General features: G+C 64.0%; 22 protein-coding genes, 1 tRNA gene and 1 pseudogene. 16 read left to right on the top strand and 8 right to left on the bottom strand.

Features of this window, described 5'->3' with window-relative positions; genetic code table 11:
* Position 1: 1 nt before the first annotated feature.
* The 9 genes and pseudogenes from ccmD (at position 2) to napF (ending at position 7,143) form a co-directional block, all read left to right on the top strand.
* Positions 2-196 (top strand): heme exporter protein CcmD, encoded by a 195-nt coding sequence (ccmD, locus tag OEL49_RS08315; protein WP_014236273.1) that lies wholly within the window; start codon positions 2-4, stop codon positions 194-196.
* Positions 193-633, top strand: a pseudogene (gene ccmE, locus OEL49_RS08310) (cytochrome c maturation protein CcmE); the annotation flags it as partial. The gene ccmD and the pseudogene ccmE, both read left to right, overlap by 4 nt.
* Positions 634-721: 88 nt before the next feature.
* The gene (locus OEL49_RS08305) at positions 722-2,713 is read left to right on the top strand and encodes a heme lyase CcmF/NrfE family subunit (RefSeq protein WP_014236275.1); all 1,992 of its coding nucleotides are present in this window, start codon (positions 722-724) and stop codon (positions 2,711-2,713) included.
* Between the two features lie 17 nt (positions 2,714-2,730).
* A complete protein-coding gene (locus tag OEL49_RS08300; RefSeq protein WP_014236276.1) occupies positions 2,731-3,315 on the top strand; it encodes a DsbE family thiol:disulfide interchange protein in 585 nt (194 codons plus the stop codon).
* On the top strand, positions 3,312-3,827 hold the full coding sequence (locus tag OEL49_RS08295; RefSeq protein WP_014236277.1) for a cytochrome c-type biogenesis protein: 516 nt from the start codon (positions 3,312-3,314) through the stop codon (positions 3,825-3,827). The genes OEL49_RS08300 and OEL49_RS08295 overlap by 4 nt, the downstream gene beginning before the upstream one ends.
* Positions 3,824-4,687, top strand: coding sequence for a c-type cytochrome biogenesis protein CcmI (gene ccmI, locus OEL49_RS08290; RefSeq protein WP_014236278.1), 864 nt, complete (start codon positions 3,824-3,826; stop codon positions 4,685-4,687). The genes OEL49_RS08295 and ccmI overlap by 4 nt, the downstream gene beginning before the upstream one ends.
* Positions 4,688-4,970: 283 nt before the next feature.
* Entirely contained in the window at positions 4,971-5,561 is a 591-nt protein-coding gene (locus tag OEL49_RS08285; protein WP_014236279.1) for a NapC/NirT family cytochrome c, read from the top strand.
* 109 nt (positions 5,562-5,670) lie between these two features.
* The gene (locus OEL49_RS08280; protein WP_014236280.1) at positions 5,671-6,540 is read left to right on the top strand and encodes an ethylbenzene dehydrogenase-related protein; all 870 of its coding nucleotides are present in this window, start codon (positions 5,671-5,673) and stop codon (positions 6,538-6,540) included.
* Between the two features lie 102 nt (positions 6,541-6,642).
* Positions 6,643-7,143: a ferredoxin-type protein NapF gene (gene napF, locus OEL49_RS08275; protein WP_014236281.1), complete on the top strand. Its 501-nt coding sequence runs from the start codon at positions 6,643-6,645 to the stop codon at positions 7,141-7,143.
* Here napF and OEL49_RS08270 read toward each other — a convergent pair.
* The 5 genes from OEL49_RS08270 to lptM form a co-directional block, all read right to left on the bottom strand.
* On the bottom strand, positions 7,140-7,559 hold the full coding sequence (locus tag OEL49_RS08270; protein ID WP_014236282.1) for an RNA-binding S4 domain-containing protein: 420 nt from the start codon (positions 7,557-7,559) through the stop codon (positions 7,140-7,142). The two genes, napF and OEL49_RS08270, sit on opposite strands and share 4 nt — an antisense overlap.
* Before the next feature lie 286 nt (positions 7,560-7,845).
* Positions 7,846-8,427, bottom strand: coding sequence for a response regulator transcription factor (locus OEL49_RS08265; protein WP_287874397.1), 582 nt, complete (start codon positions 8,425-8,427; stop codon positions 7,846-7,848).
* Positions 8,424-9,824, bottom strand: a complete 1,401-nt coding sequence (locus tag OEL49_RS08260) for an ATP-binding protein (RefSeq protein WP_287874396.1) — start codon at positions 9,822-9,824, stop codon at positions 8,424-8,426. The genes OEL49_RS08265 and OEL49_RS08260 overlap by 4 nt, the downstream gene beginning before the upstream one ends.
* Positions 9,825-9,896: 72 nt before the next feature.
* On the bottom strand, positions 9,897-11,153 hold the full coding sequence (lysA, locus tag OEL49_RS08255) for a diaminopimelate decarboxylase (RefSeq protein WP_287874395.1): 1,257 nt from the start codon (positions 11,151-11,153) through the stop codon (positions 9,897-9,899).
* Positions 11,150-11,323, bottom strand: a complete 174-nt coding sequence (gene lptM / locus OEL49_RS08250; protein WP_014236286.1) for an LPS translocon maturation chaperone LptM — start codon at positions 11,321-11,323, stop codon at positions 11,150-11,152. The genes lysA and lptM overlap by 4 nt, the downstream gene beginning before the upstream one ends.
* 120 nt (positions 11,324-11,443) lie before the next feature.
* Here lptM and cyaY point away from each other — a divergent pair, with 120 nt between their 5' ends.
* Positions 11,444-11,761 carry an iron donor protein CyaY gene (gene cyaY, locus OEL49_RS08245; protein ID WP_014236287.1) on the top strand — a complete coding sequence of 106 codons (318 nt, stop codon included), beginning with the start codon at positions 11,444-11,446 and terminating at the stop codon, positions 11,759-11,761.
* Between the two features lie 39 nt (positions 11,762-11,800).
* On the opposite strand, the gene OEL49_RS08240 is transcribed toward cyaY, so the two are convergent.
* On the bottom strand, positions 11,801-12,157 hold the full coding sequence (locus OEL49_RS08240) for a DsrE/DsrF/TusD sulfur relay family protein (RefSeq protein WP_014236288.1): 357 nt from the start codon (positions 12,155-12,157) through the stop codon (positions 11,801-11,803).
* Positions 12,158-12,169: 12 nt separating this feature from the next.
* Positions 12,170-14,485, bottom strand: coding sequence for a penicillin-binding protein 1A (locus tag OEL49_RS08235; protein ID WP_014236289.1), 2,316 nt, complete (start codon positions 14,483-14,485; stop codon positions 12,170-12,172).
* A gap of 162 nt (positions 14,486-14,647) precedes the next feature.
* Between OEL49_RS08235 and OEL49_RS08230 the strand changes: the two genes are divergently transcribed.
* Genes OEL49_RS08230 through pilQ form a run of 5 tightly spaced genes read left to right on the top strand, consistent with a single transcriptional unit; the run spans position 14,648 to position 19,671 of the window.
* Positions 14,648-15,727, top strand: coding sequence for a pilus assembly protein PilM (locus OEL49_RS08230; protein ID WP_014236290.1), 1,080 nt, complete (start codon positions 14,648-14,650; stop codon positions 15,725-15,727).
* A complete protein-coding gene (locus OEL49_RS08225; RefSeq protein WP_014236291.1) occupies positions 15,724-16,293 on the top strand; it encodes a PilN domain-containing protein in 570 nt (189 codons plus the stop codon). Before OEL49_RS08230 ends, OEL49_RS08225 begins: the two co-directional genes overlap by 4 nt.
* Positions 16,290-16,973 carry a type 4a pilus biogenesis protein PilO gene (locus tag OEL49_RS08220; RefSeq protein ID WP_014236292.1) on the top strand — a complete coding sequence of 228 codons (684 nt, stop codon included), beginning with the start codon at positions 16,290-16,292 and terminating at the stop codon, positions 16,971-16,973. Before OEL49_RS08225 ends, OEL49_RS08220 begins: the two co-directional genes overlap by 4 nt.
* The gene (locus tag OEL49_RS08215; RefSeq protein ID WP_014236293.1) at positions 16,970-17,500 is read left to right on the top strand and encodes a pilus assembly protein PilP; all 531 of its coding nucleotides are present in this window, start codon (positions 16,970-16,972) and stop codon (positions 17,498-17,500) included. Before OEL49_RS08220 ends, OEL49_RS08215 begins: the two co-directional genes overlap by 4 nt.
* Positions 17,497-19,671, top strand: coding sequence for a type IV pilus secretin family protein (pilQ, locus tag OEL49_RS08210; protein WP_014236294.1), 2,175 nt, complete (start codon positions 17,497-17,499; stop codon positions 19,669-19,671). The genes OEL49_RS08215 and pilQ overlap by 4 nt, the downstream gene beginning before the upstream one ends.
* A 132-nt stretch (positions 19,672-19,803) precedes the next feature.
* On the opposite strand, the gene OEL49_RS08205 is transcribed toward pilQ, so the two are convergent.
* A tRNA-Met gene (locus tag OEL49_RS08205) sits at positions 19,804-19,880 on the bottom strand.
* A 127-nt stretch (positions 19,881-20,007) separates the two neighbouring features.
* Here OEL49_RS08205 and OEL49_RS08200 point away from each other — a divergent pair.
* The gene (locus OEL49_RS08200) at positions 20,008-20,442 is read left to right on the top strand and encodes a hypothetical protein (RefSeq protein WP_287874394.1); all 435 of its coding nucleotides are present in this window, start codon (positions 20,008-20,010) and stop codon (positions 20,440-20,442) included.
* Positions 20,443-20,477: the final 35 nt, after the last annotated feature.

Below are 20,477 nucleotides of genomic sequence, written 5' to 3'. Positions count from 1 at the left end.
GATGCACTGGAACAGCGCCTCCGAGTTTTTCGCCATGGGCGGTTACGCCTTTTACGTCTGGGGTTCCTTCGGCGTCACCGCCCTCATCATGGCGGTGGAACCGATCATCGTCGCCCGGCGTCGTAAGAACCTGTTGTCCCGCCTGAAGCGGCAGATCACTGCCGAGAATCTGGCCCAAAGGAGTGAAGAAAGTTGAAAGCCCGTCACAAGCGCATCGCCCTCATCGTCGCCGGTCTGGCGGTCCTCGGCATCGGCACGGCCCTGGTGCTGAACGCCTTCAACAGCAACCTGGTGTTCTTCTTCTCCCCCACCCAGGTCCTGGCCGGTGAGGCGCCCAAGGGCAAGACCTTCCGCATCGGCGGCCTGGTCAAGGAAGGCAGCGTCGAGCGCCTGGCCGACGGCGTCAGCGTCCGCTTTGCCGTGACCGACACCGACCAGACCCTGCCGGTGCAGTACAAGGGCATCCTGCCGGACCTGTTCAAGGAAGGTAAGGGCGTCGTGGCCCAGGGCAAGCTGGATGATGCCGGCCTCTTCGTCGCCACCGAGGTGCTGGCCAAGCACGACGAGAACTACATGCCGCCGGAAGCCCAGAAGGCCGTTGCCGACGCCCATGCCAAGGCCGGCGAGAACAAGGCCGCGGCGGAAGCCGGCGACAAGAAGGCGGCCGTCGAGGCGGCCGAAAAGGCTGCGGCCAAAACCCTGAAGTATTGAGAGCGACCCCATGATCCCCGAACTCGGGCACTTCGCCCTCATCCTGGCCTTCTGCGTCGCCCTGGTGCAGGGCGTGCTGCCCCTGGTGGGCGCCCATCAGGGCCGTACCCCCTGGGTCCTCGTCGCCCGTCCGGCGGCCATGGCCCAGGCCCTGCTGGTGGCCTTCGCCTTCGGCTGCCTGACCTGGGCCTTCGTGCAGAGCGACTTCTCCGTCGTCTATGTGGCCCAGCATTCCAACACCCTGCTGCCCACCCTGTACAAGTTCTCCGCCGTGTGGGGCGGCCACGAAGGCTCCCTGCTGCTGTGGGCCCTGATGCTGTCCCTGTGGACCTTCGCCGTGGCGGCCCTGTCGCGCCAGCTGCCGGAGCCCATGGTGGCCCGGGTGCTGGGCGTCCTCGGTCTGGTGGCGGCCGGCTTCCTGCTCTTCATCCTGGTCACCTCCAACCCCTTCGAGCGCCTGCTGCCGGCAGCCCAGGAAGGCCGCGACCTGAATCCCCTGCTGCAGGACCCGGGCCTGGTCTTCCACCCGCCCATGCTCTACATGGGCTACGTCGGCTTCTCCGTGGCCTACGCCTTCGCCGTCGCCGCCCTCCTTTCCGGCCAGCTGGACGCCGCCTGGGCCCGCTGGTCCCGGCCGTGGACCACCTCCGCCTGGATCTTCCTCACCCTGGGCATCGCCCTCGGCTCCTGGTGGGCCTATTACGAGCTGGGCTGGGGCGGCTGGTGGTTCTGGGACCCGGTGGAAAACGCCTCCTTCATGCCCTGGCTGGTGGGCACCGCCCTGATCCACTCCCTGGCGGTGACCGAGAAGCGCGGCAGCTTCAAGAACTGGACGGTGATGCTGGCCATCGGCGCCTTCTCCCTGTCCCTGCTCGGCACCTTCCTGGTCCGTTCCGGCGTGCTGACCTCGGTGCACGCCTTCGCCACCGACCCGACCCGGGGCATCTTCATCCTCGCCTTCCTGGTGGTGGTGATCGGCTCCAGCCTGGTGCTGTTCGCCTGGCGCGCCCCCAAGGTGGGCCTGGGCGGCCGCTTCAGCCTGGTGTCCCGGGAATCCTTCCTGCTCACCAACAACGTCCTGCTGGTGGTGGGCTGCGGTACCGTCTTCCTTGGCACTCTCTACCCGCTGCTGATCGACGCCCTCAACGCCGGCAAGATTTCCGTCGGCCCGCCCTACTTCAACACCGTCTTCGCCCCCCTGATGGTGCCGGTGCTGTTCCTCATGGGCGTGGCCCCCTTCGCCCGCTGGAAGGAAGCCAGCCTGGCCGAGATCGCCCGCCTGCTGCGCTGGGCCTTCGCCGCCGCCGTGCTGGTGGGCGTGGCCGTGCCCTTCATCTACGGCACCTGGCATACCGCCGTGGCCGTCGGCATCCTGGTGGCCGCCTGGATCACCCTCACCGCGGTGCTCAACTTCCTGCAGCGGGTGCGCGCCACCCGGGGCGACCTTTCCTTCGCTGCCGCCGTCTTCAAGCAGCCCCGCAGCTTCTGGGGCATGCACCTGGCCCACATCGGCGTCGCTGTGTTCGTCGTCGGCGTCACCCTGGTGAAGAACTACGAGGTGGAGAAGGACGTGAAGATGGAGCCGGGCGACAGCGTCCATCTGGTGGGCTACGAATTCCGCTTCATCGGCGTGCATCAGGTGGAAGGTCCCAACTACCTGGCCCTGCGCGGCGAGGTGGAGCTGCTCAAGGACGGCAAGCTGGACAAGGTGCTGCATCCGGAGAAGCGCAACTACGCCTCCTCCGCCATGCCCATGACCGAAGCCGCCATCGACGCCGGCCTGACCCGGGACGTGTACGTCTCCCTGGGTGAGCCCATCAACAAGAGCCAGCCGGAAGGCGCCTGGGCCGTGCGGGTCTACTACAAGCCCTTCGTGGACTGGATCTGGGGCGGCTGCCTGCTGATGTCCCTGGGCGGCCTCATCGCCATCGCCGACCGCCGCTACCGGGTCAAGGCCCGGGCGGCCACGCCAACCGCCGCCGCCTCTTCCTCCGCGGCCTGAACGAGCCTGACACGACCATGAACAAGTTCCTCTGGCCCCTCATCGGTTTCATCGTCCTGGTGGTGCTGCTGGCCATCGGCCTCAACCTCAATCCCCGGGAAGTGCCCTCGCCCCTGGTGGGCAAGCCGGCCCCAGCCTTCGCCCTGCCGCGCCTGGACAACCCGGCCAAGACCTTCTCCCCCGAGGAGATGAAGGGCCAGGTGTGGCTGCTCAACGTCTGGGCCACCTGGTGCCCGTCCTGCGTGCAGGAGCATCCGGTGCTGGTGGAAATGTCCAGGCGCAACTACCTGCCCATCGTCGGCTTCAACTGGAAGGAAGTGCGCGGCGACGGCGCCCTGGACAGCAAGCCCGACACCCCGGAGAAGGAAATGGCCCTGGCCATCCAGCGTTCCAGCAAGCTGCTGGCGGCCAAGGGCAATCCCTACCAGACGGTGATCATGGACCTGGACGGCCGCGTCGCCATCGACTACGGCGTCTATGGCGCTCCCGAGACCTACCTGATCGACAAGGCCGGCGTCATTCGCTTCAAGCACATCGGCCCCATCACCCCCGAGGTGCTGGAAAAGAAAATCCTGCCCCTGGTGGCGGAGCTGAACAAATGAGCCCCTTCAAGCGACTGTGCCTGGCCGCCTGCCTGGCCCTGGCGGCCCTGGTCCCCTTCGCCTCCCTGCAGGCCAAGGAAGCGGCCGACCTGGCCGCCGACCCGGTGGCGGAAAAGCGCCTCATGGAAATTTCCGCCGAGCTGCGCTGCCTGGTCTGCCAGAACCAGACCATTGCCGATTCCAACGCCGACCTGGCCCTGGACCTGCGCCGGGAAATCCGCGGCATGATCCAGCAGGGCAAGAGCGACCGGGAAATCCTCGACTTCATGGTGGCCCGCTACGGCGACTTCGTCCTCTACCGGCCGCCGGTGCAGAACAACACCGCCCTGCTGTGGTTTGGCCCCCTGCTGATTCTGGTGGTCGGCCTGGTGGCCCTGGTGCGCTACCTGCGCCGGCGTAACGTGGCCGCCACGGCCGCTGCCGGCGGCGGCCTTTCCGAGGCCGAGCGCCGCCGCGCCGAAACCCTGCTGCAGGAAGCCGCCGCCTCCGACAAGAAAGATTCCGCCCAATGACCGCCTTTGCCATCGCCGCCGCCGTCCTGGTGGCCCTCGTCGTCCTGTTGTTGCTGCCGCCTCTGCTCAGGGGCCGGGCGGTGAGCCGGGCTGACCGCCGTCAGGCCAACCTGGCCGTGTTCCGCGACCAGGAAGCCGAGCTGGAAAAGGAAAAGGCCGCCGGCACCCTGGGCGAAGCCGACTACCAGCAGGCCCGGGAAGAACTGCAGCGCCGCCTGCTGGAAGAGGTGGACGTGGCCGCCGAGGCGGTCGCGCCGCGCCAGGGGCCGAGCCGCCCCACCGCCATCGTCCTGGCCCTGCTGCTGCCTGCCGCCGCCCTGCTGGGCTACACCCTGCTGGGCAACCCCAAGGCCCTGGACCCGCGCAACCTGCAGGCCCAGCCCCAGGTGACGGCGGAGCAGATCAACGACATGGTGGGCAAGCTGGCCGCCCGCATGAAGGACAATCCGGACGACGAAAAGGGCTGGATCATGCTGGCCCGCTCCTACAAGACCCTGGGCCGCCTGCAGGAGGCCGCCGACGCCTACGCCAAGGGCGGCAAGCTGCTGCAGGAGAACGCCGCCCTGCTCACCGACTACGCCGAAACCCTGGCCAGCCTCAGTGAAGGCCGTTTCGCCGGCAAGCCGACCCAGCTCATCAACCAGGCCCTCAAGCTCAATCCGGAAGAGCCCCAGGCCCTGATCCTGGCCGGCGTCGCCGCCGGCGAACGGGAGGACTACAAGGCCGCCATCGGCTACTGGGAACGGCTGCTGCCCATGGTGGAACCGGGATCGGAAGAGGAGACCTCCCTCAAGGAAGCCCTGGCCCGCCTGCGGGAAAAGGCCGAGGCCCAGCCGGGGAAAAAGGCCGCCCGCAAGTAGGCGGCAGGCCTGCAAGGCAGGCGGGGCGCCCCTTTCCGGCGCCCCATGCCGGAGAGGCGCGTCCATCCTGCCTGGGGTGGCAGGTCCTTGTGAAATCCTTGATTTTCCAGTGTTTAGGCAGCGTCACGGACGGCCCGCACGGGCCGTTCCGCGTTTTTGCGCGGAATTAACCCGCATCAAATATCCGGGCTTTTCGCCTCGGCTAGACTGCTTCCCACGATAGAGAGAAGTCCGGTTCGGGCATTTCAGCCCTGCTGCCGGCCTCAGGGAGAGAAAGCGCATCATGTCCGAGAATCAGAAAACCGGCCTTTGGGCCACCCTCAAGAAGCCCAGCGCCAAGTATTCCTTGTTTGCGCTGATCACCGTCGGCTTCGTCAGCGGCATCATTTTCTGGGGCGGCTTCAACACCGCCATGGAAGCCACCAACACCCTGGAGTTCTGCATCTCCTGCCACGAGATGCGGGACAACGTGTACCAGGAATACAAGCAGACCATCCACTACTCCAACCGCACCGGCGTGCGTGCCGTCTGCTCCGACTGCCACGTGCCGAAGGACTGGGTGCACAAGATGAAGCGGAAGATCCAGGCCAGCCAGGAAGTCTGGGGCAAGCTCACCGGCACCATCGACACCAAGGAAAAGTTCGAGGCCAAGCGCCTGGAACTGGCCACCCACGAGTGGGAGCGGATGAAGAAGAGCGATTCCCGCGAGTGCCGCAACTGCCACAGCTTCGACGGCATGAACACGGACAAGCAGAAGCCCCGCGCCAAGAAGATGCATGAGCTGGCCCAGAAGGACAACAAGACCTGCATCGACTGCCACAAGGGCATTGCCCACCACAAACCCCAGAACATGCCCGAGGACGACGACGAGTAATCTGCGTCGAATCCCACGGCAGGCCGTAACCGGCGGGGCGCAGCAAGGCCCCGCCCCTGAACCAAGCAGCCGGCTCCCCGAGCCCAAATCAAGAATGGAGAGTTACACCATGTTCAAGCAAACCGCCATCGCCTCCGCCGTCGGCCTCATGCTGGCCCTGGGCAGCCAGGCCGCTTTCGCCGCTCCCGACTGGTCCAAGGTCCCCGCCAAGAAGATCACCGTGTTCTACCCGGGCACCTCCGGCATCGAGTGGATCACCAAGGGCACCGACCACAGCGGCGCCAAGGGCATCCGCAAGGGCGAGGCCTGCACCGGCTGCCACGAAGAGGAAATCGCCGACATCGGCAAGAAGGTGGTCTCCGGCGAGAAGCTGGAACCGAACCCGCCCAAGGGCAAGGCCGGCTCCATCCCGGTCAACGTCCAGGCCGCCTACGACAAGGACAACGTGTACTTCCGCTTCTCCTGGAAGCAGCCCGCCAGCGGCGGCGAGAAGCTGGACAAGGACAACGAGGTCAAGCTGACCGTGCTGCTGGCCGGCGACAAGGTGCCTCTGGCCGACCAGGTCGGCTGCTGGCAGAGCTGCCACACCGACGCCCGCACCATGCCCGGCGCCGACGACAAGAAGACCAAGTACGTCAAGGACGGCAATGTGGCCGGCGGCGTCTACTACGATCTGATCCAGTGGAAGAGCGGCAAGGGCGCCAAGCCGGTGGACGGCTACATCGCCGACAAGCGCGTCATGGAAGGCGGCAAGGCCCTGGTGGATGCCAAGGGCGAGAAGAAGGGCGACACCTGGACCGTCACCTTCACCCGCAAGCTCACCGGCGGCGAAGGCGACGTGGCCCTGGCCGAAGGCAAGACCGTGCCCTTCGGCTTCGCCATTCACGACGACCACGCCGGCGGCCGCTTCCACCACGTTTCCTTCGGCTACAGCCTGGGCGTCGGCGCCAAGGCCGACGTGACCGCCGCCAAGCAGTAACGATCTCTCGGGCCGCAAATCTTCGCGAGTTGGCTTTGCGGCCAATTGGGGCGGGGCAGTTGCCCCGCCTTTTTCTTTGCTACTGCCGCGGAGCACGCCGTCTTGAGCCATCCCCCTGCCAACCTGTCCCGGCGCGGCTTTTTCCGCGGCCGCAGCGCCCCGGCGGCGCCCCTGCGGCCGCCCTGGGCCGTGGACGAGGCGGCCTTCCTGCAGCAATGCACCGGCTGCGGCGACTGCATCCGGGTCTGTCCCACCGGCATCCTGACGGCGCTGGCCCCAGGCCAGCCGCCGGTGGTGGATTTCCGCCAGGGGGAATGCACCTTCTGCGGCCAGTGCGCCAGCGCCTGCCGGCCCCGGGCCCTGCGCCGGGAGGATGACCGGCAACCCTGGCCCTACAAGGCCACCGCTGGCGAGGCCTGTCTTGCGCGGCAGCAGGTGGAGTGCCGCAGCTGCGGCGATTTTTGTCCCGAGGGCGCCCTGCGCTTTCCCGCCCGGGCCGGCGGCCCGGCCCTGCCGGTATTGCTGGAAGACCGCTGCACCGGCTGTGGCGCTTGCCTGGCGCCCTGCCCGACGGCGGCCATCAGCATCGGCCGTCCGGATTAGCCGGCGAAGCGGTCCAGGCGGCGCCGGTCCCGCTTGGTCGGGCGGCCCCGGCTGTCCTGGCCGGGGGAGGGGGCCAGAGCCCGTTGTTCCTGTTCGGTGGCCCGGCGCGCCACGGATTCCGCACTTTCCTCATACAGCAGCCGGGCTTCCGGCGCCGGCCGCCGCTGGCCGTTGATCGCCAGCACCGTCACTTCCCAGCGTTCCTGACCCGTCCCGATGTCGAGGCGGTCGCCGGCCTTGACCTCCCGGGAGGCCTTCACCGTCTGGCCGTTGAGCTTGACCTTGTTGCCCTCCACCGCGTCCTGGGCCAGGGCCCGGGTCTTGAAGAAGCGGGCGGCCCACAGCCATTTGTCCAGCCGCAGGCGGCCGTCGCGGCTGAGTCCGGGAATGTAGGGCAGGGGGGTGTCGTCGACCATGGGGGGAGATAAGGCGGGTTGGGTTGCGGCTTGGTTCGGGGTTGGTTGCCGGAATGTGGCGCCGGCCGCAGTCTAGCGCGCTCCCGGGTCTATGCCCATCCTGCCGTGGTGTCCGCCGTCCCACCGGCTGCGGGGGCTAGTGTCCCGTCGGGAATGGACGGCTGTGGATGCCTGGCCTGGAATGCCCGTGCTGCTTGCATCTCCGGGATGGCATTCCGAAGAGTGGCGTCCCTTCTGCCTCTCGGAGGGGCGGGGTGTACCCCTGGTGATGGCCTGGGGGCGGCCCCTATTCCCTTACCGGACGCTTGCCCAGTTTGCGCTGCAGGGTGCGGCGGTGCATTTTCAGGGCCCGGGCGGTGGCGGAGACGTTGCCGCCGTGTTCCGCCAGCACCTTCTGGATGTGCTCCCATTCGAGCCGGTCCACCGACAGGGGTGAGTCGGCCACCGGGGTGGTGGCGTCGCCGGCGGTGCGCTGCAGGGCGGCGACGATCTCGTCGGCGTCCGCCGGCTTGGCCAGGTAGTGGGTGGCGCCCAGCTTGATGGCCTCCACCGCCGTGGCGATGCTGGCGTAGCCGGTGAGCATGACGATGCGGGTGCCCGCCTCCAGGGCGGCCAGTTTTTCGATCAGCACCAGGCCCGAGTCGCCGGGCATCTTCAGGTCCACCACCGCGTACTCGGGCGGATTGGCGCTGGCCAGGGCGTAGGCGTTCTCGGCGCTGTCCGCCGGCGTCACCAGGTAGCCGCGGCGTTCCAGGGCCCGGGTGAGGACCCGGCGGAAGACTTCGTCGTCGTCCACCAGGAGCAGGGTGGGGCAGTCGTTGTCCGGGCCGTCGAGGGCGTCGGTGCTGGCGGGAAGGGTGTCGTTCATGGCCTGTGGCGGTTCAGTGCGGCGAGGGGAAGGGTGATGCGGCAGCAGGCGCCGGAGCCTTCCGGGGCCGGCCTGTTGCACAGTTCGAGGCGGCCCCCGAAGCGTTCCAGGGTGGCCCGGGTGAGGAACAGGCCGATGCCGCTGCCGCCGGCCTGGGTCGGGTCGTCCTTGGTGCTGACGAAGGCCTGGCCCAGGCGCGGGGCCAGGGCCGGGTCCAGGCCCGGGCCCCGGTCGAGGAATTCGATGATGCAGTCCTCGCCCTGGCAGCGGCTGCGCACTTCGACCCCTTCGGGGGAGGCGTCGGCGGCGTTGTCCAGGATGTTGATGAGGGCCTGCTCCAGGCTCGGCTCCGCCTGCACCAGAGGCTCGGCGTCACCATCTGCCGACTGGTAGTCCACCCGCACCCGGGGCCGCAGCACACGCCAGCCGTCGAGCAGTTCGTTGAGCCACTGGCCGAGGGGCCGGGCGGGGGCGGCTTCCTGCCCTTCCCGGGCGGCGCCGGCGGAGGCCAGGACCTGGGTCAGGGTGCGCTTGCACAGGTCCACCTGTTGCCGCAGCAGGGCCAGGTCTTCTCCCAGGGCCGGGGTCTGGCCGTGTTCAAGCTCTAGTTCCCGCAGCACTACGGCCATGGTGGACAGGGGCGTGCCCAGCTTGTGGGCGGCGCCGGCGGCCAGGGTGCCCAGGGCCAGGATCTGCTCGTGGCGCAGGGCCCGCTCCTGCTCCCGCTGGCGGGCCTCGCCCAGTTCCCGTTCCCGCTCCCGCAGGTTGGCGGCCAGGCGGGAAAGGAAGAAGGCGACGATGAGGGCGCTCACCAGATAGTTGAACCACATGCCCAGCACGTGCAGGGCAAAGCCGCCGCCGTGGCCGGCGTGTTCCGGGGCGACGCCGCTGGCCCGGGCAAGGATTTCGTCCAGCCGGGCCAGGTCGCCCTGGGGCGGCGGCAGCGGCAGGTTGAAGAACATGAGGAAGGTGTAGGCCCCCAGGGTGATGCCGGCCATGGCCCAGATGTAGCGCCCGGGCAGGGTGGCGGCGGCGATGGTGAGGGGCAGCAGGAACAGGGAGACGAAGGGATTGGCCGAGCCGCCGGCGTAATAGAGCAGCAGGGTCAGCACCAGCACGTCGGGCAGGAGCTGGCAGAAATATTCCCGGTCGCCCACGGGCCGGGGGCGGCCCAGGCGCCACTGGGTATACAGATTGAAGAGCCCCAGGCCGATGCTGGCGGCGGCCATGGGCAGGACTTCCAGGGGAATGCGCAGCCAGCCGGCAGCCAGCACCAGGACCAGACCCTGGGCCAGGACTTCGATCCGGCGCAGCATGACCAGCCGGGCCAGGGGCTGGCCGGAGGCGACGGACGGGGTGGCGGGCAGGGAGGGCGTGGCGGCAGGCATCGCCGCCATTCTAGCGCCCGCGGGGCGGGGCGAGGGGATGTGGGGTGCCGCTGCGACATTTTGCCGCGGCACCCGCGGGGGTCAGGGCAGGGGGCTTTCCAGGGCGAACAGCTCGGCGACGGTCTCGCGGCGGCGCACCAGGTGCACCTGGTCTCCGTCCACCATGACCTCGGCCGCCCGGGGCCGGGTGTTGTAGTTGGAGCTCATGGAGAAGCCGTAGGCGCCGGCGGACATCACCGCCAGCAGGTCGCCCGGCACCACGGCCAGTTCCCGGCCGTGGCCGAGGAAGTCGCCGGATTCGCAGATGGGGCCGACGATGGAGTAGCTGGCCTTGGCGGCACTGCCGGGGGCCACTTCGACGATGTCGTGGTAGGCATCGTAAAGGGCGGGGCGCATCAGGTCGTTCATGGCCGCATCCACGATGGCGAAGTTCTTTTCCTCGCCCGGCTTCAGGTATTCGATCTTGGTCAGCAGCAGGCCGGCATTGCCCACCAGACGGCGGCCCGGCTCCAGGATGACCTGCAGGCCGCGTCCTTCCAGCTTCTGCAGCAGGGGGGTGAGGTAATCGGCCACCCGGGGCGGCGCTTCGTCCAGGTAACGGATGCCGAGGCCGCCGCCCAGGTCGATGTGGTGCAGGCGGATGCCAGCTGCGGCCAGCTGGTCCACCAGGGCCAGCACTTTGTCCAGGGCTTCGGCAAAGGGGGCGGCGTCGAGCAGCTGGGAGCCGATGTGGCAGTCGATGCCGGTGACCTCGATGCCGGGCAGGCTGGCGGCGCGGCGGTAGAGGGCCAGGGCATCCTCGTAGGCGACGCCGAACTTGTTCTGCTTGAGGCCGGTGGAAATGTAGGGATGGGTCTTGGCATCCACATTGGGATTGACCCGCAGGCTCAGGGGCGCCTTCTTGCCCAGGCGCACGGCAACGGCGTTGAGGCGATCCAGCTCGGGCACGGACTCGACGTTGAAGCAGCGGATGCCCACTTCCAGGGCCCGGGCCATTTCTGCTTCGGTCTTGCCGACGCCGGAGAAGACCACCTTGCCGGCTTCGGCACCGGCCGCCAGGACCCGTTCCAGCTCGCCGCCGGAGACGATGTCGAAACCGGCGCCGAGGCGGGCGAAGAGACTGAGGATGCCCAGGTTGGAATTGGCCTTGACGGCGTAGCAGACCAGGCCGCCGGCACCGGCAGGATGGGCGGCCAGGGCATCGCGGAACTCGCCGTAGGCGGCTTCCAGGGCAGCCCGGGAATAGACGTAGGTGGGCGTGCCGAACTGGGCGGCGATGCTGCTCAGGGCAACGGCTTCGGCGTGCAGGACGCCGTTTTTGCGGGAGAAGAAGGTCATTGCGGCTGTATCTGGGAAGGGGAGGGGGACTGCATGTTAGGATTGGCGCCGGTGTTCGGTGCCGGCCGGGCCTGCCCGTCGGCAGGCGGCGGCAGGACCAGGGAGCCCCTGCTGCCGCAGGCGGTCAGCGTCAGGGCCAGCAGGCCGGCAATCAGATAACGTGGGTGCATGGCTTACGGCTCACTTGGAATTCGGGCGCAAGGAGAGGGCCCCAAGAGGCCGCCCTTGTCGTGACCGGTCATGGTAGCACAGGGCCCAAACCCTTGCCTTCACAGCAGAATGGATCGGATATGGAAGAAAGCGCATTCAACGCCCTGGCGGAAAAAACCCTGGCGGCCATCGAGGCCGGCCTGGAAAACAGCGGGGCCGATGTGGATTTCGAACTGGGTGCCGGCGGCGTGCTCGAAGTGGAGTTTGCCGACGGTTCCAAGATGATCATCAACCGTCACGGCGCCGCCCGGGAAATCTGGGTGGCGGCCCGCTCCGGCGGCTTCCACTTCCGCCCCGACAACGGCAACTGGATCGACACCCGGGATGGGAGCGAACTCTTTGCCAAGCTGGAGCGCCTGCTTGCCGAGCAGGCCGGGGAGCCGGTACCCCTGCGCTGAGCGCCAGGCGGCGTGGCCGCCTGAGAGGGGGGCGTCCCGTCAGAAGGTCAGGACCTTGTCCGCCTCCAGGGTCCATTGGGCCAGTTCCGGCAGGGTGCCGATGGCGGTACCGGCGATCAGGGGCAGTTCATGCACGCCCCGGGCCTGGGCGCAGGTCCGGCACAGCTTCACCGGCACGCCCTGGGCCACCAGGGCCTCGATCATCTCCCGCAGGCCGCCACCGGCGGCCGCATCCACCTGATTGGCCAGACCGGCCACCACCGCATCGGACATGAGAAAGAGGCGCACCGCCGGCCGGGCATCGTTGCCGGCCAGGGCCGTGGCCAGGCGCAGGGCGGAGAGCACCCGCTCGCTGCCGTAGGGCGGTGCGTGCACGATGATGAGTACGTTCTGCATGGCGGCTCCCGCTCAATCCACCGGCTTGCTGCCGTCGTCCTTGGGTTCGGGCGGCACTTCGGCGGGCACGTTTTCGCTGTAGAAGAATTCCTTGGCGGTACCAGTCTTGGAGCGTTCGCTCGGCACATCCACGGATACCAGGCCTTCCGGCGCCGGCTGGAAGCTCTCCGGCACGTCCTTGAGGGCCGTGTGCATGTAGTTGATCCAGATGGGCAGGGACACCAGTCCACCGGTCTCGCCGCTGCCCAGCTTCTTCGGCTGGTCGAAACCGACCCAGGCGCAGCCCACCACGGTGGCCTGGTAGCCGCAGAACCAGGCGTCGATGTAGTCGTTGGTGGTGCCGGTCTTGCCGGCCAGGTCGCGGCGCTTGAGCTGCACCGAGGCCTTGGCGGCGGTGCCGAAGATGGCCACGTCGCGCAGCATGGAATCCATCAGGTAGGCATTGCGCGGGTCGATGGCCCGGTTGCCCTCGTCGCCCACCGGCACCGGCTGGGCCTGGGCCAGGATGTTGCCCTTGTCGTCCCGGATGTCCCGCACCACGTAGGGCTGGATGCGGTAGCCGCCATTGGCGAAGACGGCGTAGGCGCTGACCATCTGCCAGGGGGTGACGGAGCCGGCGCCCAGGGCCATGGTCAGGTAGGGCGGGTGCTTCTCGGCGTCGAAACCGAAGCGGGTGGCGTAGTCCTGGGCGTACTGGGTGCCGATGGCCTGCAGCACGCGGATGGAGACCATGTTCTTGGACTTGGCCAGGGCCGTGCGCAGCTTCATCGGGCCTTCATACTTGCCGTCGTAGTTATGCGGCTCCCACGGGGTGCTGCCGGTGGCGCTGGCGGGAATGACGATGGGCGAATCCTGGACGATGGTGGCCGGGGTGTAGCCTTTCTCCAGGGCCGCCGAGTAGATGAAGGGCTTGAAGCTGGAGCCGGGCTGGCGCCAGGCCTGGGTGACGTGGTTGTACTTGTTGCGGCTGAAGTCGAAGCCGCCCACCAGGGCGCGGATGGCGCCGTCCCGGGGGTCGGTGGCGACGAAGGCTGATTCCACTTCCGGCAGCTGGCTGATCTGCCAGTTGCCCTTGTCGTCCTTCTGTAGGCGGATGATGGCGCCCCGCTTCAGGCGCTTGTTGGGGGGCGCCTTGTCATCCAGCATGCGGGCGGCGAACTTGAGGGAGTCGCCGGAGAGCACCACCAGCTCGCCTCCCCGTTTGTAGGCTTTGACGGTCTTGGTGTCGGCCTGCAGCACGATGGCGGCCTGCAGGTCGCCCACGTCGTTATGGTCGGAGAGCAGGTCTTCCAGGTCTTCGTCCTGGTCGGTCTGCACTTCCTTCATGTCGGCGTAGGCTTCCGCCCCCCGGTAGCCGTGGCGCCGGTCGTAGTCCATGACCCCCTTGCGCAGGGACTGGTAGGCGGCTTCCTGGTCGGCTTTGAGGATGGTGGTGTACACCCGCAGGCCGCGGGTATAGACGTCGTCGGGGAAGCGCTCGGCGGCGATCTGGCGGGCCATTTCGGCCACGTAGTCGGCGTGCACCGAGAACTCGTTGGCATCCCGCTTCACCACCAGGGTCTGCTTCAGGGCTTCCTCGTGCTGCTTGTCGTCGATGAAATGCAGTTCGTGCATGCGCCGCAATACATATTGCTGGCGCAGGCGGGCCCGCTTGGGATTGACCACCGGGTTGAAGGAAGAGGGAGCCTTGGGCAGGCCGGCCAGCATGGCCGCCTCGGCCACGGTGATGTCGTTGAGGGACTTGCCGAAATAGATCTGGGCGGCAGCGGCGAAGCCGTAGGCCCGTTGGCCCAGGTAAATCTGGTTGATGTAGAGCTGGAGAATCTCGTCCTTACTGAGGTTGTGCTCGATCTTGAAGGAGAGCAGGGCCTCATAGAACTTGCGGGACAGGGTCTTCTCGCTGGAGAGGAAGAAGTTGCGTGCCACCTGCATGGTGATGGTGGAAGCTCCCTGGCGCTTGCCGCCGCCGGAAAGGTTGGCCACTGCTGCTCGCAACACCCCCAGGGTGTCCACGCCACCGTGCTGGTAGAAGCGCTCGTCCTCGGCCGCCAGGATGGCGTGCTTCATCACCGGGGGCACGTCCTGGATGCGCACCAGGGCCCGGCGCTCCTCGCCGAATTCGCCGATCAGGGCGCCGTCACTCGAGTAAACACGTAAGGGAATCTTCGGCCGGTAATCGGTGAGGACTTCCAGGGAAGGCAGGTTGGGATAGGCCAGGATCAGCACCATACCCGCCAGGGCGGCACCGATGACGGCGAGTCCGGCGGCGATGAAGACGGGATAGAGAATCCAGCGCAGGGCCGGGGGGAGGGAGGGCAGGGCAGGCAAAGGGGCAGACCTGTAACGACGGGAAACGCGGATTATACGCCGGCCCTTTTGCTGGGGTTAATTCGCTTTACATGCTCTATAGTTGCTGCTAGCATCTAAAGTAAATTATCTGTATTGTCCCTAACTATATATATTTAAAGGGACTTTTTTGGGGAGTCCGGTTTGCAGCTCGACCTCTCGATATTCAATCCGAAGGCCAAGCCCTTGATCGGTCTGGACATAAGTTCGTCCGCCGTCAAGATGGTCGAGCTTTCCGGTAATGCCAAGGATGGTTTCCGCGTCGAGCGATATACCATCGAAGTGCTGTCCCGGGACGTCATTGCGGATGGCAATATCGTCAATCTGGAAGCCGCGGCGGAATCCGTCAAGCGGGCGTGGAAACGCATGGGTACTTCCACCCGTCAGGTAGCCATGGCCTTGCCGGCCGCGGCCGTCATCACCAAGAAGATCATCGTTCCGGCCGGGCAGCGGGAAGAAGAGCTGGAAGTACTCGTCGAATCCGAGGCCAACCAGTACATTCCCTTCGCCCTGGAGGAAGTGAACCTGGACTTCCAGGTCATCGGCCCCGCCCCGTCCTCGCCGGATGAGGTGGAAGTGCTGATTGCCGCCTCCCGCAAGGAAAAGGTGGAAGACCGGGTGGCCGTGGCCGAGGCGGCCGGGCTCAAGGCAGCGGTCATGGACGTGGAGTCCTATGCCGCCCTCGCCGCCTTCGAGCTGATCGAGCGCCAGTTGCCGGACCAGGGGAAGAACCAGGTGGTGGCGATTGTGGATATCGGCGCCAACGTCACCAACCTGACGGTGATGCGTAATGGTCAGCAGGTCTATGCCCGGGAACAGGCCTTCGGCGGCGCCCAACTGACCCAGGACATCGTCCGCCAGTACGGCATGAGCTTCGAAGAGGCCGATGCAGCCAAACGCAACGGCGGCCTGCCGGAGAACTACGAAGCCGAACTGTTGCGTCCCTTCATGGAAAGCCTGGCACTGGAAGTCTCCCGGGCCCTGCAGTTCTTCTTCACTTCCACCCAGTACAACCAGGTCAATCATCTGGTCCTGGCTGGTGGATGTGCGGCCATTCCCGGGCTGGACGAAGTGGTGGCCACTCGGACCCAGGTCAACTGCCTGGTCGCCAATCCCTTCGCCGGCATGTCCGTCTCGGACCGCGTCCGGCCGCGCAACCTGGTTAATGATGCCTCTTCGCTAATGGTGGCTTGTGGCTTGGCCTTGCGGAGGTTTGAAGAATGATTCGAATAAATCTTCTTCCTCACCGCGAGGAAAAGCGCAAGGCGCGGCGGCAGCAGTTTTATGCTTTGGCGGGGCTAATCTCCGTTTTGGCATGTCTCATTATTTTCCTTGGTTATACCGTGATTGGTGGTTATATCAGCGTTCAGGAAGAAAAAAATGCCTTCCTGAAAAAGGAAATTGCCAGCCTGGACAAGGATATTGATCTGATCAAGGGGTTGCGTGAGAAAACCCAGGCTTTGCTGGCTCGCAAGCAGGTTATCGAATCCCTGCAGCGCGATCGTGCCGAGGCAGTTCGGCTTCTTTCCGAGTTGGCGATTCAGGTACCTGAGGGGGTTTATCTGAAGTCGATCAAGCAGGAGGGGGGGCAGGTAACCCTCACCGGCTTGGCCCAGTCCAATGCTCGAGTCTCGACGTTGATGCGTAACGTGGAGGCTTCCCAATGGATGGAGAAGCCCAATCTGATTGAAATCAAGTCAGTAGATGTGGCGCGTCGGCGTTTGAGCGAGTTCAGCATGACCTTGACGTTGACGCGAGAGTCTTCGGATACGGCCAAGGAGAAAAAATGAATAAGCCAAAAATCTCTTTGCCAGCGCTGAACTTTGAAAAAATCGCACAGGATTTTCGTAACCTTAACCCCAATGATATTGGAGCCTGGCCGGCTGTACCAAGGTTTGCCGTGCTGATTGGACTTTTTGTTGGCCTGTTGGTTGCAGGTTACGTGGTCGTCTGGAGTGAGCAGTATGGTGTGCTCGATGGCCGGCGAGAGGAAGAGCTGAAACTCAAGGACGAATATGTCAGCAAAAAGCGCCAGACAATCAACTTGAGCCTTTATGAGCAGCAGCTCAATGAAATTGACCGCTCGTTCGGCGCATTGCTGAAACAACTGCCAAACAAGGCGGAAGTTGAATCCCTTCTTGTGGAAATCAATCAGTCCGGTTTGGGGCGGGGGCTTTCCTTTGAGTTATTCAAGCCTGGTCAGGAGGCGCTTAAGGAATTTTATGCGGAGCTTCCTGTTTCCGTAAAATTGACCGGGAATTACCACGATTTGGGTGCTTTTGCCGAGGATATTGGCAGGTTGCCTCGTATCGTTACGCTCAACAACATCGCAATCGCCCCTCAAAAAGATGGCAGCCTCAGCATGGAGGCTATTGCCAAAACCTTCCGTTATCTGGATGAAGAAGAGGTCGCCAAGCAGAAGAAGGCGGCACAAGAAGCTGCGAAGAAAGCTGCGGGAGGCAAAAAATGAGTAACCGTCGTCTGGCGATCGGTGCAAGTGTGCTCGTTTTGGCTCTTGGCGGATGCGGGGATGGTGAGCACGAGGACTTGAAGCAGTGGATGCAAGAATCCACCAAGGGTTTGAAAGGGCGAGTGGCCCCTCTTCCTGAGATGAAGCCTTATGAAGCCGTTGCTTACGATGCCGCCGGCAATATTGATCCATTTAAGGCAGCCAAGCTGAACCCGGCCAACAAAGCGGGCGGAGGCGGGCTGCTGCCGGACTTCAATCGCCCGAAGGAGGCCTTGGAAGCTTATCCGCTTGAATCGCTGAAGTATGTGGGCTTCCTCTATCGGGGAAAGCTGGCAAATGGGATTGTTCTGGCTGACAGTTCTCTGCACCAGGTAAAGATCGGGAATTACATGGGCCAGAACTTTGGGATCATTACCAATATTGATGAAACGCAGATTGTTTTGCGTGAGTTGGTTCAGGAAAGTTCTGGTGATTGGGTGGAGCGTGTCAGCTCGCTACAACTCCAGGAAACGGGGGACGGAAAATGAAGTTTTATAAACAGATCCTGAAGGTTGCATCCCTGCTGGGATTGCTATCCTTCTCCGCCTATGGGGTGGCTCAATCCAACGCGATTGAAGCGATTAATGTAGCAACCCAGGGCGACTCCGTAACGCTCAAGGTGTCTTTAAAAAATCCGCTGGCTGCTATCCCTGCCAGTTTCAGTGTTGCCAGCCCGGCGCGCGTGGCTTTGGATTTCCCGGATACGGAAAACAGCCTCGGTAAAAATGCCGAGCAGTTGTCCAGCGGTGGTATTCGTGGCTATAACGTTGTTCAGTCCGATAAGCGGACCCGGTTGGTTCTGAACCTGAATCAGCCCATGGCCTACGAAACGCGCCTAGAAGGCAATCAGGTTTACGTCACGCTGACGAAAGTGACCGGGGCGATTGTGGCTGACAACAAGGTCAGTCAGTTTGCCGAGTCAAAATACGCGGCGACTACCCACGCGATCCGCTCGATTAATTTTAGGAGAGGGGCGGGCGGGGAAGGGCGGGTGGTCATTGATCTCAGTGATGCCAATGTTGGCGTGGATGTGCGCCAGCAAGGGGAGCAGGTAATTGTCGAGTTCCAGAAGGCAACTCTGCCGCCACACATGGCCCAGAAGATCGATGTGACCGATTTTTCCACGCCTGTAACCAGTGTCACGGCAATGCCGCAGGCCGGCAATGCTCGGGTTGCAATTTCGGCGAAGGGGCTCTGGGAACATCAGGCCTACCAGGCTGAAAATCAGTTTGTCATTGAGGTTAAGGCCGTTTCTGAAGATCCGAACAAACTGGCCCGTTCCGGCGGCCCGCATGAGTATGGTGGTGACAAGATATCCCTCAATATCCAGAACACCCCGGTAAAACAGTTGCTGCAGACGCTGGGTGAGGAATTTGGCTACAACGTCGTGATGTCGGATACCGTGTCCGGCTCGATCAGCCTGCGCCTGCAAAATGTTCCGTGGGATCAGGCGTTTGACCTGATTCTGGAACGAGGTGGATTGGATAAGCGTCGGCGGGGAACTGTTCTGCTCATTGCCCCGAAAGATGAGTTGTTGAAGAAGGAAGAGCTGGAACTTCAGGCCAAGCAGCAGATCAGTGATGTTGAGCCGTTGAAGACAGAAACCTTTCAATTGAACTATCAACGGGCAGAGGCTTTCCATAAGGTCCTGACCGATGAAAAGCAACGGATTCTATCCAAGCGCGGTAGCGCGGTGATGGACCCAAGAACCAATACTTTGTTCATTCAGGACACTCCCACCCGGCTTGAGGAACTGCGCAAAATCATTGCGAAAACCGACGTGCCGGTACGGCAGGTTTTGATCGAGGCCCGAATCGTCGAGGCGACAGACAACTTCAGTAAGAACCTCGGCGTTCGACTTGGTTTTAATGACATCAGCAATCCGGTCAACGGAACGGGGCGTCTGCAAAGTCGGATTGGCGGCAGCATGCTGGATCAGGCGCGGGAGACCTATCAGAACGTAATTAGCCGTACCATTGATGCGACAACGGGTATTGAAACGATCACGCGGCCAGCGAAGGTCATGCTGGATAATTCGGCCACCTACAATAATTCTGCGACTAGCGTTAATTTGCCTGCCAGTGCGATCAAGGGTTCCCAAGCCGGAGCTTTCTCGCTGGTCCTTTTTAATCCCAGTGCCACCCGCTTCCTCAACTTGGAGCTGTCGGCCTTGGAAGTGGATGGCAAAGGGAAGGTGGTTTCCAGCCCTCGTGTCATGACCTCGGATCAGGCAGAGGCCATCATTGAGCAGGGTATTGAAATTCCCTACCAGCAGGCTACCAGTTCCGGGGCCACCGCCGTGATGTTCAAGAAGGCGAATCTGTCCCTGAAGGTGAAGCCCCAGATTACGCCTGATGGCCGGGTCATCATGTCTCTGGATATCAACAAGGATGTTCCCGATACCACCATTGCTAGCAATGTGATCGCCATCAAGACCAAGCACATCAAGACCGACATCCTGGTGGAGAACGGCGGGACGGTTGTGATCGGTGGTATTTACGAAGAAACCGAGAATCAGGCTACCAGTCGTATCCCATTCCTGGGTGACCTGCCTTATGTCGGCTTCCTGTTCCGCAATACCCGGACGGATCGAGACAAGGTGGAGCTGCTCATTTTCATTACGCCGAAAATTGTCTCTGGCGACCTGGCTTTGCGTTAAAGCTTGTCGGCGGCCGTCTGGTGATGGCCGCCGCTTCGGGGTGCGCTGAAATGGCAACCTGCTGGGCAGGGGAGTGCTGAGTGGACGAGCAAAAGAAAATGGCCCGCAATGCGGGCCATTTTCTTTGGTGTTTGGTGGTGATGGGCAGAATCGAACTGCCGACCTATGGGTTATGAATCCATCGCTCTAACCGTCTGAGCTACATCACCATATTGTTTGGCGGCCGCGTGCGACCCCAATCCAAGGTGCGCGATTCTATCTTTCAGGGCGCTCCAGGTCAACTATCCAGCGTCGTGCCGCTTGGGGGGGCGTTTGGATTCCGGCCTGACAAGGCGGGTGGTTTTCGTGCTGTATAATAATCCGATGAATTTACGAAGATTTCTGTTGCTCTTGTCGTTGCTGTCCGCCATGGCGGTGCAGGCGCAGGGTGAAATCATGCGAGCCATTCCTGATGGGGCGTCGTTTGGCGAACTCAAGGGAGTTAGCAATGGTCAGATTGCCATTGGCGCTTATCTGTATCGGCTGGCGCCAGGGGCGCAGATTCGCGGAACAGACAATCTGATCCGGATGCCCGATGTACTGGCATCCGTTAGCGGTGGGGTGCCCGTGCGGTATCAGGTGGATGTAAATGGCGATGTGATCCGCGTTTGGATCCTGTCTGCGGCTGAATATGCGAACCTGAATCCCCGGAAAATTCCGGCCCAACCGCTGCCATTGCCCACTTTGCCTACCATGGGCACTGCCGGCGCTGCGGCAGCCTCCTCCAACTGATGCAGCTTCCGGCCATTCCGGCCTTCATCACCTAT

The organism is Azospira sp., from assembly GCF_030247495.1.
Lineage (GTDB): Bacteria > Pseudomonadota > Gammaproteobacteria > Burkholderiales > Rhodocyclaceae > Azospira > Azospira oryzae.
This window is presented reverse-complemented; position numbering and strand designations above follow the sequence as displayed.